Source organism: Umezawaea sp. Da 62-37, from assembly GCF_032460545.1.
In the GTDB taxonomy this organism is placed as follows: Bacteria; Actinomycetota; Actinomycetes; order Mycobacteriales; family Pseudonocardiaceae; genus Umezawaea.
In genome coordinates, this window is record NZ_CP135965.1 from 7,192,637 (window position 1) to 7,205,997 (window position 13,361).

The 13,361-nt window shown below is 66.9% G+C and carries 12 protein-coding genes and 1 pseudogene; 7 read left to right on the forward strand and 6 right to left on the reverse strand.

Translation table 11 applies throughout. From position 1 onward, the window contains the following. The first annotated feature begins 43 nt into the window (after positions 1 to 43). Positions 44 to 463 (forward strand): hypothetical protein, encoded by a 420-nt coding sequence (locus RM788_RS33185; RefSeq protein WP_315922464.1) that lies wholly within the window; start codon positions 44 to 46, stop codon positions 461 to 463. A 312-nt stretch (positions 464 to 775) separates the two neighbouring features. Here RM788_RS33185 and RM788_RS33190 read toward each other — a convergent pair whose 3' ends face one another. Both RM788_RS33190 and RM788_RS33195 read right to left on the reverse strand, forming a co-directional pair. Next, the gene (locus RM788_RS33190; RefSeq protein ID WP_315934824.1) at positions 776 to 2,245 is read right to left on the reverse strand and encodes a class I tRNA ligase family protein; all 1,470 of its coding nucleotides are present in this window, start codon (positions 2,243 to 2,245) and stop codon (positions 776 to 778) included. Continuing rightward, entirely contained in the window at positions 2,140 to 2,715 is a 576-nt protein-coding gene (locus tag RM788_RS33195) for an acyl-CoA dehydrogenase family protein (RefSeq protein WP_315922466.1), read from the reverse strand. The genes RM788_RS33190 and RM788_RS33195 overlap by 106 nt, the downstream gene beginning before the upstream one ends. Positions 2,716 to 2,967: 252 nt before the next feature. Here RM788_RS33195 and RM788_RS33200 point away from each other — a divergent pair, with 252 nt between their 5' ends. Then, complete coding sequence (locus tag RM788_RS33200) at positions 2,968 to 4,383, forward strand: NsdA family TPR-like regulatory protein (RefSeq protein WP_315922468.1); 1,416 nt, start codon at positions 2,968 to 2,970, stop codon at positions 4,381 to 4,383. A 450-nt stretch (positions 4,384 to 4,833) separates the two neighbouring features. Here the strand turns inward: RM788_RS33200 and RM788_RS33205 are convergent, their stop codons facing one another. The 3 genes from RM788_RS33205 to RM788_RS33215 all read right to left on the reverse strand — a co-directional run bounded on the left by RM788_RS33205 (position 4,834) and on the right by RM788_RS33215 (position 6,689). Next, the gene (locus RM788_RS33205) at positions 4,834 to 5,022 is read right to left on the reverse strand and encodes a hypothetical protein (protein ID WP_315922470.1); all 189 of its coding nucleotides are present in this window, start codon (positions 5,020 to 5,022) and stop codon (positions 4,834 to 4,836) included. A gap of 351 nt (positions 5,023 to 5,373) precedes the next feature. After that, positions 5,374 to 5,805: a VOC family protein gene (locus RM788_RS33210; RefSeq protein ID WP_315922472.1), complete on the reverse strand. Its 432-nt coding sequence runs from the start codon at positions 5,803 to 5,805 to the stop codon at positions 5,374 to 5,376. 47 nt (positions 5,806 to 5,852) lie between these two features. Further along, positions 5,853 to 6,689 carry a helix-turn-helix domain-containing protein gene (locus RM788_RS33215; protein WP_315922474.1) on the reverse strand — a complete coding sequence of 279 codons (837 nt, stop codon included), beginning with the start codon at positions 6,687 to 6,689 and terminating at the stop codon, positions 5,853 to 5,855. 269 nt (positions 6,690 to 6,958) lie between these two features. Here RM788_RS33215 and RM788_RS33220 point away from each other — a divergent pair, with 269 nt between their 5' ends. Genes RM788_RS33220 through RM788_RS33235 form a run of 4 tightly spaced genes read left to right on the forward strand, consistent with a single transcriptional unit; the run spans position 6,959 to position 11,488 of the window. After that, entirely contained in the window at positions 6,959 to 7,708 is a 750-nt protein-coding gene (locus tag RM788_RS33220) for a TnsA-like heteromeric transposase endonuclease subunit (RefSeq protein ID WP_315922476.1), read from the forward strand. After that, positions 7,705 to 9,807, forward strand: a complete 2,103-nt coding sequence (locus tag RM788_RS33225) for a TnsB C-terminal domain-containing protein (protein ID WP_315922478.1) — start codon at positions 7,705 to 7,707, stop codon at positions 9,805 to 9,807. The genes RM788_RS33220 and RM788_RS33225 overlap by 4 nt, the downstream gene beginning before the upstream one ends. Then, positions 9,804 to 10,865 (forward strand): AAA family ATPase, encoded by a 1,062-nt coding sequence (locus tag RM788_RS33230; protein WP_315922480.1) that lies wholly within the window; start codon positions 9,804 to 9,806, stop codon positions 10,863 to 10,865. The genes RM788_RS33225 and RM788_RS33230 overlap by 4 nt, the downstream gene beginning before the upstream one ends. Then, positions 10,862 to 11,488, forward strand: coding sequence for a TniQ family protein (locus RM788_RS33235; RefSeq protein ID WP_315922482.1), 627 nt, complete (start codon positions 10,862 to 10,864; stop codon positions 11,486 to 11,488). The genes RM788_RS33230 and RM788_RS33235 overlap by 4 nt, the downstream gene beginning before the upstream one ends. Before the next feature lie 939 nt (positions 11,489 to 12,427). Here RM788_RS33235 and RM788_RS33240 read toward each other — a convergent pair. After that, positions 12,428 to 12,634, reverse strand: coding sequence for a hypothetical protein (locus tag RM788_RS33240; RefSeq protein WP_315922485.1), 207 nt, complete (start codon positions 12,632 to 12,634; stop codon positions 12,428 to 12,430). Positions 12,635 to 12,857: 223 nt separating this feature from the next. Between RM788_RS33240 and RM788_RS33245 the strand changes: the two are divergent. After that, positions 12,858 to 13,121, forward strand: a pseudogene (locus RM788_RS33245) (NAD-dependent DNA ligase LigA); the annotation flags it as partial. Positions 13,122 to 13,361: the final 240 nt, after the last annotated feature.

Here is a 13,361-nt window from a genome sequence, read left to right on the forward strand (position 1 = left end):
ATGCACTGGAAAAATCGTTCGATCACCGCATAAACTCCCCTCCGTGAGCACCGGACTTCAGCGCATCGACATGTCGGGTCCCAGGCAGATCGGGTCACCTGTCGCGTGCGCGAGTCCGACCGTGGAACTGCGGAACGCCATACGAAACGCCATAGACGACCTCAAGCCCGCGGCGGCGACCGAGTCACCCGACGCACGGTTCGAACGGATGCTCCTGAGGTTCACCCTCGCAGTCGGCCCGCTGCGACGCCGATTCGAGGCCCTGACCGCCGCGGACCCGCGCGGCCCCCTGGCTCAGGCACTGAAAAGACTGACCAAGGCTTTCGCCAGTGCCGCCGAGGGCGACATCGACGCCACCCGCACCGCACTGATCTCTGCTCTCGGTCTCGCTCTACGCCTGGTCAAGGACGGCGAGCCGGACGCCGTCGGCATCGACCTGCCGTCGTCGCGGTTCCACCTCTGAGCGGCCGGTTCCGACGCGGCACGGATCCGGTTCCTCACCGCGATGGCTGACCCTGACCTGATCGCCGCAACCGCCGCGTTGGCCTTGACCCTCTCCATCGGCCGGAGACGCGTTCAGTTGTCGAGGGCGTCAAGGGTGTTGACGGGGCCGGTCGGGATGAGATCGCGCTCGTGGCGATCCCTGCAACACCGGAAGGGCGGCCGGATGATCTACCGGATCATCGAGGTGATCCTGGAGGGCTTCGCGCTGCCGAATGAGCGCCCGTGATCGTGATCTCTTGAACCCTGGGCGAGTCGTACGGCACTCCGGGATTCAGGGTGCGACTGCTCGAACGAGCATCGGGTCGAGTTCCCTCACGGGTTCCAGGTCCACCGAAGACAAGCGCGACTGGCCGCTTCCCTCCGTCGTGGCACAACAGGGCGGATCGAGTGCGGTGAGGATCTGTCGGGCCAGCAGCGGCATGATCGGTGTGGTCAACTCCGCGACTCCGCGCAGCCAGGCCGTGGCTTGGGCGGGGTCGGCGAGGTCGGTTCCGCTGTCGACCAGCCAGTGCCGTGTGAGAGTGGTCGCGGTAGCGAGATCGACTGTCGGGGGAGTGAGGTGGTGTCGTTGTGCGGCAATGACTTCGGCTGCGGTGGCGAGCAGCGTCGGTGATCCCGGTACGGCTCGGTCGGCGGCGAGCAGCGCGATCCGGAGCCGGTCGCGGCGCCAACCGCGCAGGTGGTTGATCGAGGCGCAGAGTGCATCGGCGGTGATGTCGCCGATCTGGTGGTCCAGCGGCAGGTGCGCCAGGGCCCAGCGCAGTTCGTCGGTGGTGATGTCGGTGTTCTCGATCAGGTCGGTGATCCAGATACCGTGTCGTTTGCTGGTAGAGAGCTTGTCGCCCTCGTAGTGCAGCATGTGGTTGACCACGGTGTGGTCGAAGGGCTTGAGGCCGGAGGCGGCAGCGATGACGTGGGGTGCGACCAGGCCCGCGATCGAGTTGTCGGTGCCGAACAGCCCGACCACGGTGACGTCCGAGTCCTTCCGCAGCGTGTTGTCGTCGTGGTGGCCGTCGCGGCGGGCATGCAGTTGCGCGCAGTACACGGCGTAGGCGTAGTAGGTGTTGCTCACCACGGAGTCCACTGCGGACTCGCCGGTGGGTATGCCCCACGGCCCCGGTTGGGACAGACGGATCCTGCCACCGTCACGGCCGAGGTAGTCGTGGACCGGGCCGAGGAACCGCTCGGGCAGCCCACGGTCCCGAAGCCCGTCGACGACCTGGGTCGGGTTCTCGGGACGGACGAACCAGTGCGACCGCGAGACCCACTCCAGCGGTTCGTCAGTCAGCCGTGAGCGCGGGTTCAGGACCTCCTCGGGTTGGAAATGCGCGCCACACCCGGTGCAGGTGTTGCCGCCGCACGCCGCGGAGCAGACAGGGCAGCGTCCGGCCAGCCAGGTCCCGACCAGCGCCCGGCCGGTGTTCGTCCCGAACGGCACCCGCTCCTGACGCAGGCGGGCAAGGCCGGTCGCGCGCATCCGCCGCAGCAACTCGTGGTGCACCGCGGCGTAGGAGGCGGCGTGATCGGGGTCCAGCGGGTCGATCCAGGTGTCGAACTCGACGCCGAGGTTGGCCAGGTCGGTGGTGATGCCCGAGTGGAAGTGGGCGCAGGTCTGCTCCGGTGTCCGTCCGGAGGTCAGGCCGTCGGCGAGGACCCAGTTCTCGTGGGCGTCGGTGCCGGTGATGATCGCGGCGTTGTCGCCGTCGCGGCGCAGCGCGCGGGCGATGACGTCGGCGCGCAGGTATGGGCCCGCTCCGTGGCCCAGATGCAGCCGGCCATGGCAAGCACCCAGTCGGCGTGGCTCGCGCCGGTGCCGAACGGCCACCGCCCGCTCACCCTCAATCCCTCCGGCGTCGGTCGGGCTCGATTGTCGAAGTGGCGTTCCTGGAAGGCGATCAGCGGCACGGGCCCACCGGGCGGGAACACCTCCGCGACGGCCTTCGGTGGCAGCATCGACGCCGTTCGCGCGGTACTGCCGGCCAACGCCCAGTAAGTCCACCCGGTGGAGCCGTCGAGGAAGGTCACCGCCTCGATCAGCTCCAACTCGGTGAGCGGATCCACCTGGAAGCCCCCGGTCTCGGCGGGTACCAGCGCCGCCAGCAGCCCCGAATCGCGCAGAGCGGCCAGGGATCGTGGGGTCACTCGCCGCTGGTCCTCGCTGTCATCGGCACCGGCGCGCACCGTGTCGGCGATCTGCTCGACGGCGGCCATGAGCCGGTCGCGGTGCGCACTGCGTGCCGCCGTGGACATCAGGGTGAGTTCCTTTCCAAGAGGTGCAGAGCGGGTCGGGCTCCGCGACCAGCGAAGCGGACCCCGCACGCCACCGGAAGGTCACCGGGGGTTGCGAACCCCTTGCGAACGGCGCGGACGGCAGTAGTGCGGTGTACGAGACCGCCGATCGTCCGATACTCCACTTGCGACACCGAATCCTTGTGCACCACAACGAGAACGAGGACACCGCACGTGACCCGACGCCCCCGCAACGATCACCTCTCCACGCTGTTGCGACTGGCCGGGTGGAGCCAGGGCGAGACCGCCCGCCGGGTCAACGCCCGCGCACGCGACCTCGGGCACCGCGGCATCGCGGTGGACACCGCGCGGGTCGGCCGCTGGCTCGGCGGCGAACGTCCCCGCCCCCCGGTCGACCGTGTCCTGGCCTTCGTCCTGGGCGACCACCTGGACCGGGCGCTGGAGCCCGCCGACCTCGGCTTGGCGGACCCGACCGGGGACCCTCTTGCGCCAGGCTGGAATCCGGCCACGATGGGGGAGTCCCTGCAGGCCCTCACCGGGAGCGATCTCATGCTCAACCGCCGCGATCTCCTGCACGGCGTCACCGGCGCTTCCCTGGCCGTGACGATGGGCCGACTGTGGAACAGCATTCCCGACGCACCCGAACCCGTCATCGGTGCCGCCCCCGGCGCAGCGGGCGGTACCGACTGGCTCGACTCCGACGCCCTGGACCGGTTGGAGGCCGTGATCGGGCACTGGCGGGCCGCCGACGACGCCCACGGCGGCGCCTTGTTCCGCGACGCCGTCGTGGCGCAACTACGCACCGTCGCCCACGGCTTGGCCGACCGACCGGTTACACCGTTGACCACACGACTGTTCGCGGTGGTCGCCGATCTCGCGGGCCTGGCGGCATGGATGTCGCACGACACCGCCAGATTCGCTGCCGCGCAACGCTACTGGGCCTTCGGCGTCATGGCCTCACGTCGCGCCGGACAACCCGGACGCGGCGCGGAGTTGATCTCCCGCATGGCCCACCAGCGGGTCTTCTTCGGACACCCCGCCGACGCACTGGAACTGCTCGACGTCGCCGACCGTGTCGCCTGTCAAGCCGACCCCGACCACCGGTTGCAAGCGATGCTCACCGCGCAACGTGGTCGGATGCTCGCCGCCACCGGCGACGCCCACAGCGCGCAGTACTTCCTGGCGTGCGCGGGTGACCTGCTGGCCACCGCCGAACAACATTGCGAACCGGCGGCTGACTGGATCTCCTACTTCACCGCAGCCGAACTGGCCGGGGCCACCGCTGTGAGCCGACGGGACCTGCGTGAACTCCACGACCAGGACATCGGAGCCGCCAGCGCCGCGTTCGCCGACGCCGTGCTGCTGCGCGACCCCGGATACGACCGCTGCCAAGCCATGGACCGCGTCGGCCAGGCCGCGGCCCTGCTAAGCGAACGACAGCCGGAACAGGCCTGCACGGTGGCCCACCGGGCCCTCCACACGGCAGCCGGACTCGACTCGACCCTCATCCGCTCCCGGATCCTCACCCTCACCGACGCCGCCGGACCGTTCCAACGCCACCCCGACGTGCTCGCCTTGCGGGAACGGACCAGCGGCATGGCCGTGGCCGGGACCATCCCGGCCGCATGAAGGCACCGCAGCGGCCGGTCCACACAGGCCAACCGCTCCCGATCCTCCGGTGGCGCCGGGTTCAGGCCGATGCTCCCCGGTAGCCCAGCCAGGCGTGTCTACGGCTGTGGGCCGGTGAGCACCGGCTGCAGCTTGGACGGTATCGCTTCGGTCGGGTAGAGCACGTAGCCGTAGTGCGCCGCAGTGGTCGCAACCACCGCCTGGCCCTGCTCCGAGGCGAGCGCAACGAGCTGGCTGCTGCGGATTGGTTCAGCGGCATCGCTTGGTCCGCCAGCGGTCGCTGCGGTAGGAGGTAGAGCCGGTTGCGGTCGACGATGAGATCTACAGATCGTGCCTTGCACGCATCGGATACGCGGAGCCTGCAGAGACGAACTCCTGGTTCCCCCCCGCAGGTGATCCTGATCAGTCAGCCGCTCCGGGACACCGGGACGGTAGCCCGCTGGACGGTATCTAGCTGCAACGTCTGACGTACGCTGCCGCCTCGCCTCGACGGATCTCGTCAGGGCTGCGCCGAACGATCTCGTGCTCTTGCCAGTACCTCTGCCCAGTGGTCAGTTGATCGCCGGTCACCGCGTCGACATCCCGGTGCTGCTCGGTCTCGACGGGCATTGAAGGCGAGTGCTCTTCCGGCTGGGTCATACACCGCACTCTAATTGAGGGCCTCGAGTCGCCAAGGTTCTCAAAATTCTGGCGGACGTCGGCTCGGGGCAACTCGACGAAGTCCTGCGGGATCGCCCAGTCGTACTTCAGGTGTGCGGCGAGTACCACTTGGGCGGTGGCGAGCGGGACTTCCTGCCTGGCGGAATCTCCGTGTCGCGTGCTCGCAGGTCGTAGACGACGACATGGTTGGCTCTGGCGGTCTGCTTTGGCCCCACCTCGGGCGGCTTGAAGTGGCCCCACCCCGGAGGATTCAACTTCCGACAGTCGGCACTCACTGTAAACAAGAGCCAAGGCAGGCTCCGAGTTGCGGCGACGGTTTTCCTGAACACTTCAGCCCGGCATCGGACCCAAGACAGTGCCGTACCAGTCGGCCGGTTCGGTGTCGTGCAGATGCTCGCACAGCACCCATCGCTGGCCTTCGAGATCAACCAGGATGGCTTGCCGAACGCCCCATGGACGTTCCTGTGGTTCTTCGAGCACGGCGCCACCGGCGTCGGCAACCCGCTCGCAAGCAGCGTCTACATCGTCGACGAACACCTGAGTGACGCTGTCGGTGCCGGTGAACTGACCGCCCCGGCGACCCAGAAGAACGATGGCACCGGCCCGTTCGAGTTCGACGTGCCCGACCCAGCCGTTCGGCAGTGCCGCTCGGAGAACCTGCCGCATGTCGAGCACAGCGGTGAGCCACGCCGCCGCTCGTACCGGATCGTCGTACAGAACGCAGGGCACCACGATCGGATACCCCCGCTTCGGGTCATACATCTTCGATCACGTCCTCTCCGGACAATGACGTTAGGAGGCGAGGCCACTCAGCGTCTTGTCGAAAATTGACCGGGGTTCTTCCTGCGCACGGCCGCGGGTGTGACGCCGGAGAATCGTCGGAACTCGCGTGTCAGGTGCGGTTGGTCGGTAAAACCACACTCCACCGCAACGGCGGCCGGAGTGCTCTGCGAGTCGCGTAGCCGCCGCGCTGCCCACTCGTAGCGCAATATCCGCGCCGCCCGCTTCGGTGTCAGCCCCACCTCGTGGCGAAACAGAGCCGTCAGATGCCGATGGCTGCACCCGACCTCTGCGACCAGATCCTTGATACGCACACCCCCGTCGACCCGGCGCAACGCCCGCCATGCCTGCCGCACGATCGGGGAGCCGCCGCCTCCTGCCCGCATCTGCTCGCCGAAGACAAGGTCCAGCAGGGCGAAACGCTCCGGCCAGGATTTGGCAGACGTGAGCACCTCCGTCCAGCGCTCGACCAACCCACCAGCCACATCCGCCAGGTCGACCACTCGATTCGTCAGCTCGTGCATCGCCACGCCCAGCAGGAGGGCAGCAGCGGGCGGAGCCAGACGTACCTGAACGCCGCTCTGCAAGCTTTCGTACCGCGTGTGCAGGGGGCGCTCGTGCAAACCTACGACGAACGAGGTGAAACCGGACAGAGAGCCCGCACCCGGATGCTTCTGCGCCAGGAACGGATCACCCAGGCCCAATACCAGGATCACGTCCGCAGCCGGTGTCTCCCAACGATCACATGGCACCGACGCCAACTCGTGGTAACCGCGATATCCCAGGATTGCACCGGCAAGCAGTTCCCCTGGGGCGCGCTCAACCCGCACCCCAGCCAGCGGCGCGTCGTGTACACCCAGCAGCACCCCGCAACGCTATAACGCCCTCGACTCGATGGAAGCGGATGCCTTCACCGGAAATTCGTTCATAACGGTGGTGACTCACCGTATGCGGAGCGGGCGAGCGCAGATTTGGAGGTGGGGCCACTTCAAGCCGCCCTGCTGGGGCCATTTCAGACCACCAGAGCCAACATGTGTCCTGTCTCAAGGAACGCGGCCCTGTCTCACCGAATTCGGCCCGTTGATCTTTCCGTCTCGTTATGGTTGGCCCATCGCTCCTGTGACGGGTGGTGCGGATGGCGCGTTCAGCAGCGTTCGGTGATCCCTCGCGCTCCCGGTTCCAGTTGAGCTTCGTCGATGACCGTGGCGGCGAGTGTCGAGACGATCTTGCTGGTTGCTGGGGTGCAGCGTTCGAGGACGTTGAGCCGGTTCGGTCGTTTCCCTCGTTCAAGGGACAGCGCAACTTCCCGGGCTGGTGGTGGTCGTCGACGAGCGGACGGCATGTGGGCCACGAGTCGTGGCTGGAGCGTGATCACGCGATGCTGCTGGACTTCGATCCGGACGTGACCGGGTTCGCTTCACAGCCGTTCCGTTTGCATTGGCTGGATGAGGAACGAGCACGGACGCATGTTCCTGACTTCTTCGCCCGCCTCGCCGACGGCACGGGCGTGGTGATCGACGTACGCGCGGACGACCGGATCGAACCCGTGGACGCAGCCGCGTTTGCTGCCACCGAGTTGGCCTGTGACGAGGTGGGGTGGTCCTTCCGGCGGGTCGGCGTCATAGATCCGGTGTTCGTGGCGAACGTGCGCTGGTTGTCGCGCTATCGCCACCCACGGTGCAGCCACCGTGGCGACATCACCAACCGGCTGCTGGAGGTGTTCACGACGCGGATGCCGTTGTTCGACGGCGCCCGCGCGGTCGGCGACACCTTGGCGGTGTTGCCGGCACTGTTTCACCTGCTCTGGTGTCAGGTTCTTGCGGCTGATCTGGAAACCGTCCCGCTCGGCCCGTCCAGCCAGGTCGCCCTGGGGAGGCTCCGGTGAGCAGACAACACCGACCAGAACGCTTGCAGGTCGATGATCGCGTGCGCTTCGATGGCAGCTTCCACACTGTGGTCGCAATGTCAGGCACTGAGATCGGACTGGCGGACGAGCACGGACGGACAACAACAGTTCAGCTGGCTTATCTGCTCGCCGCCGAAGACTTCGAACTCCTCGGTTCACGCAGCCGCCGGATCCTGCCCCGGACTGGGGTGCTCGACGGAGTGCCGAAACCAGCGTTGGACGAAGCGTTGTGGTGGGAGCGCCACATCGTCGAAGTTCTCTACGGCTTACCGCCCGATGCATCGGCCGACGCGGTTCCGCAGCAGCAATACGACCCGCTGAAGTACTCGCTGACGCAACGAGAAGAGGCCAAAGCCCGAGAGCTGACCAGTCAGGGGCACACGGTGAAGCCAAGCACCGTGAAACATCGGCGGCAACGCTATGAGGCCCGCGGCCTGGTCGCGTTGGTGGACGGCCGCACGGACAAACGAACACCACGGTTCGGGCGGGCCGATGACCGCGTGGTGGAGGCGATGCGAACGGCGATCATCGAAGCCACCGACGCCTCGTCCCGCACGGCCGGGTTTCTCATCTGGCGCACCGGGCAGATCCTGGCCGCCGCCCCGGAACCCGTGGCGATGCCGTCACGAGCCACCTGCTACCGGTTACTGGCCAAACTGTCCGCCGGGCTGCACACCACCGGGTCCGCGCGAACCCGGCGCTCGCTGGCCAACCGACCGGACGGCCCGTTCAGTTCGTTGCACGCGGCGGCGCCGGGAGAGTTGATGCAGATCGACTCCACTCCGTTGGACGTGTTGGTCCGGCTGGACGACGGTGTCGACGGACGGGTCGAACTGACCGGCATGATCGATGTCGCGACGAGGACTGTCACCGCGGCGGTGCTGCGCCCGACCACCAAATCGGTGGATGCGTCGGTTCTGCTGGCCCGCACGATGACCCCGGAACCGATGCGGCCGGGCTGGGCAGATGCCCTGCGCATGGCCCGGTCGGTGCTGCCGCACAGGCGGCTGCTGGAACTCGACGCCCGACTGGAACACGCCGCGGCCAAGCCGGTGATCATGCCGGACACCATCGTCTGCGACCACGGCAAAGTGTTTGTCTCACGGAACTTCCGTGCGTCCTGCCGGTTCCTGGGCATCAACTTCCAGCCGGCACACAAAGGAACCCCGACCGACAAACCGCACATCGAGCGGATGCTGGGGTCGGTCGGCACCCTGTTCAGCCAGTTCGTCGCCGGCTACACCGGTTCCTCGGTGGAGCGCCGCGGCCGCAACGTCGAAGGCGAGCCGCTGTGGTCGATGCTGGAACTGCAAGAACTGCTGGACGAGTGGATCGTCGCGTCCTGGCAAAACCGGCCGCACGACGGGCTGCGCGACCCGCGTCATCCCGGGCACGCGTTCACCCCGAACGAGAAGTACGCCGCGATGGTCGAGGCCGCCGGTTATCTTCCGGTCGCGTTGTCCGCCGAGGACTACATCGAACTGCTGCCCGCTCGCTGGCGGGCGATCAACGCCTACGGCGTCAAGATCAACCACCGGACCTACGACAGCAAAGAACTCGGTCCCGTCCGGCAGCAGCCTTCGGGAGTGAAGGACAAACGCGACCTCTGGGAGATCCATCACGACCCCTACGACGTCTCCCGGATCTGGGTCCGCAACCACTGGGACAGCGGATGGATCACCGCGACCTGGAAACACCTGGGCACAGTGGCCGTCCCGTTCGGCGAGCTCGCCTGGGACCACGCACGCAAACAGACAACGGATCCGGGCCGACGGCAGACTGAGGAAGAGATCACCGCTGCCGTTCGCGATCTGCTCGAACGCGCTGCCCAAGGCCCGTCGAACGCATCCACCGGCACACGGTTCACACGCGAACGTCGAGTGGCCGCCCGCACGAAAGCCACCACGGCCGAACCCACCTGGTCTCGTCCGCCAGAGAAATCCGGGTCGGCTGCGCTGACCCGCGCCGACGAGAGCGCGAGTCCGCCGGACGATGTCGCGGACGACGGCCGGGACATCGCCACGGTCATCCCTCTCGGCGTCTTCGATCCCTACCAGGAAGCGAAAAAGCGCTGGTGAACAGTCCCACTCGCCACCCCATCACCGCACCCAGCGCCCAGGGGTCCGACGAGGACGCACTGCACCGCCAGTTGACCGTCCTGGCCGGCTGGCGGCAGTTCGTCGAGCAGACCCCCGCACCGCCGGGCCTGCTGCCCGAAGGTGAGTGGACGCGGCTGGGTGAACTGGAGCGGCTTACCTATGACGAGGACCGGCTCAACCACCACGCACGGCTGCTGGTGGTCGCCACCCCGACCATCCGCAAGGTCATCACCGAAGGCCGCCGGTTGTCCTACCTCAACCGCAACGCCGATTCCGGCCGCTGCGGGCTCATCCTGTCCGGTCCCGCCCGCACCGGCAAAACGACTGCGATCACCCAGCTCGGCAAAACACTGGAAGTCATCCACCGCCAACGTCATCCCCACTCGACAGCAGACATCCCGGTCATCTACATCACGGTCCCACCCGCGGCGACCGCCAAAATGATCGCCATCGAGTTCGCCCGTTTCCTCGGCCTGCCGACCATCCGCCGAGCGAACATCACCGACATCGTCGAAGCGGTCTGCGGAGTCTGCATCGACACCCGCACGAGCCTCATCGCCGTCGACGAGATCCACAACGTCGCCCTCGCGACCAGAACCGGCGCCGAAGCCTCCGACATGCTCAAGTACTTCTCCGAACGCATACCTGCCACGTTCGTCTACGCCGGGATCGACGTCGAACGCGCGGGTCTGCTCTCCGGGACCCGCGGCGAACAGATCGCCGGACGGTTCGGCATGGTCCGGACGACCGCGTTTCCCCGCAGCGAATACTGGAGTGGCCTGATCGCCGCACTCGAAGACAGCCTCCGCCTGCACCGTCACCGCATCGGCTCTCTTATTCGGCTGGAGCACTACCTTCACCGCCGCACGAGCGGAATGATCGGCAGCCTCCTGCGGCTGATCCGCAGCGCCGCCATCCAAGCAGTGCTGGATGGCACCGAACAGATCAGCCGACGGACGCTGGACTCCATCGATGTCGATATCGCCGCCGAAGCCGCAGGAACACGGTCGACAACCGCGGCCAAGCGCACACCATGAACAGCAACGGTTCCGGGCTTCCTCCTCGTCTGCCGATCCGGGTTCGTCCTGTTGTCGGAGAAAGCGTCGAGTCCTACATCCGGCGCCTGGCCCGAGCCAATCACCTGCGTCCCAGCCTGCTGCAGATCCATGTCCGCAGCCCTGCCAGCCCCAGCGGATCAGTGGTGATCGAACGGCTCGCAGCAATCAGCCACAGCACCGTCGACGCGCTCACCCGAACCCTCACCGGCCTGCCCAGACCACGACACCAGCCGACGACCAGCCGAACACCCTCGCAACCGAACGAGACGCCACAAGCCACCAGGAAACAGCTCCTGTTCGCAACCATTCGTGCCGAGGCCGCCCAAGGTTTCTCCATTCGGCAGATCTCCGAACGCCACCAGACCCACCGTCGAATGGTTCGTCAAGCTCTCCACTCACCCACTCCCGCGCCGCGCCGCAAGCCCGCCACACGCCCGGCACCAGCTCTCAGCTCGGTCAAAGACGCACTCGACACCATGATCGGCAAGGACCTGACCATCTGGGAAATCTGGACCCGTCTCATCGACGAGCACGACGCAGAAGCCTCCTACAGCACCGTCCGCGACTACATCAAGAACCGCACAACCGGCCAGAATGAGTGAGACAGCCACAGCCGTCGCCGTCTCACTCAAACAAGCCCGCACAGGTCACGAACTCGACGCCGGGCGGACTTCACTGAGACAGGACAACATGGTCGAGTCCAGGTCGCCCAGGATGGCGCGAGGCAGGTTCCGCAGTTCTTGGACGAAGCCCCGGTCGTCGCCGACCCGGCGTAGATGCGCGCACGGCCCCAGGGATTGTCCTCGACGGTGAGTTCGGCGATCGCTGGGCATCTGTTGGCCGTCTACGGCCACCGCGCGGGCACGGCCACCTATACCCGTCGGCTATCGGTCGGCCTGCACACGACGAGCTGGCGTTCAGGCCGTGTGGGGTTAGGTGCGTATCCGAAGGGCGTAGAAGGGAACCAGTTGGTCGATCAAGCTGACCTTGTCGCGTCGACCGTCGGCGTAGGACACCTCGTAGTCGACGACACCGCACCACAACCCCGCAAGACTGGGAAACCGGCCGTGGAGTCGACCGGGAACCATTCCGGTCACATCGAGGCCCTCGGGACTGACCCGGCGGGGCTCGTCCGTGCTGGGGACGAACAGCCGATCCAGGATGACCCATACCGGAGTCCGGGCGAGCCGCTTCCCATGGACCTCGTCCCCCTCCCACCGCGTGAAAGGACTATTGAGCATCCGAGTACCCGGTCGCCATAGGCGTACCTCGCCACCTTGAGGTGCGAAGTCCCTGGTTGCGCAGGTCCACGCTCAGCAAACTAGCACAAGAGTCGAACATGTGTTCGACCTCAGTTTTCGGGTTGGCGCGACGACCGGTACACCGCGCATATGGCGAACCAGGCCGTCGGTCACCAGCTCACGCTTCTTCTGTCACCGGCGACGTTCGACCGCGCCAGATAGTGGCTCAGCGCGCCTACGAGCGATGGCTGGCACTTGTGACAGCGGATGGAGCGACGAGCCCGCCACCCCGAGCCACGTTCACGGACCCCACGGATAAGTCAGTGCGTCCCGGTCGAACGCGCGGATCAGCTCGGCGTCGGTGACGTGGCTGTCCGGTCGGAGATAGGAGGTGTCGCCCAGACCGGCTGCGTTGAGCACAGCCCACACCGCCTGGGTGATCGCCGCGTAGGCATCGTTGGACAGGTCGGGCGGCAGGCGCACTTCCAGGTGTCGGGTCTCGTCCACAGTGGTGAGATTGACAGGAGATCACCGCGGGCGCCAGTCCTCGATCAGAGGCTTTTCGCAGGTCAATTGGCCAGTGGTCAACGTTGAGACCGTCGGAACATGACCGGCCTCCGCTTCGGGAGAGGAGGGAAACAGTCAAGCCGTCACCATTGAGGACGTGCGCATGGACAGGCCCGTGCGTGCGCGTCGATGACGGCTTGTGGGTGGTCGGCGCCGGTCGTTTGTGGACCGTGAACGCCGCCGCGGACGGTATCCAGAAACCGCTGACCGGATCGTCGTGCTGCGCGACGCCTCCTTCTGCGGCTCGCCGTAGGTCGCCGACGCCGAGTACGACGCGATCGAGGATGAACTGTGCGGCCTGATCGAGGCCAACCCTGACCTGGCGCCGGACCCCGACCCGTTGAAGCAGGTGGGCGCTTCGGCGGTGCTGCACGCGCCGGTCCGGCACTCGTGGCCGATGCCATCGCTGGAGAAGGCCACCAAGCCCAGGCCGAGACCGGTTCAGGGGCGAACAGTTCGCCACGCGGTCAGTAGTCGTCACGCATACGGCATCGCGAACTCACCCACCGTGCTACCCGGCGGCGCCACCGCGGATCGGGCGAGTGGACATCGCGTGCGGCTCACGGTGCCGAGTCCGCATCGAACACGACGTCCGCAGCGTCCTTGTCCGGCCGCAGCCGCGCCCAGCTGGGATGGCGGAGTCGTCGTTCGCCGGTGCTCGGGTGCA

Coding starts and splice junctions, on each gene's coding strand:
- RM788_RS33195 (WP_315922466.1), bottom strand. CDS start 2,715: ATGGCCGCCGTCGAGCAGATCGCCGACACGGTGCGCGCCGGTGCCGAT.
- RM788_RS33205 (WP_315922470.1), bottom strand. CDS start 5,022: ATGACCCAGCCGGAAGAGCACTCGCCTTCAATGCCCGTCGAGACCGAG.
- RM788_RS33210 (WP_315922472.1), bottom strand. CDS start 5,805: ATGTATGACCCGAAGCGGGGGTATCCGATCGTGGTGCCCTGCGTTCTG.
- RM788_RS33220 (WP_315922476.1), top strand. CDS start 6,959: ATGGCGCGTTCAGCAGCGTTCGGTGATCCCTCGCGCTCCCGGTTCCAG.
- RM788_RS33235 (WP_315922482.1), top strand. CDS start 10,862: ATGAACAGCAACGGTTCCGGGCTTCCTCCTCGTCTGCCGATCCGGGTT.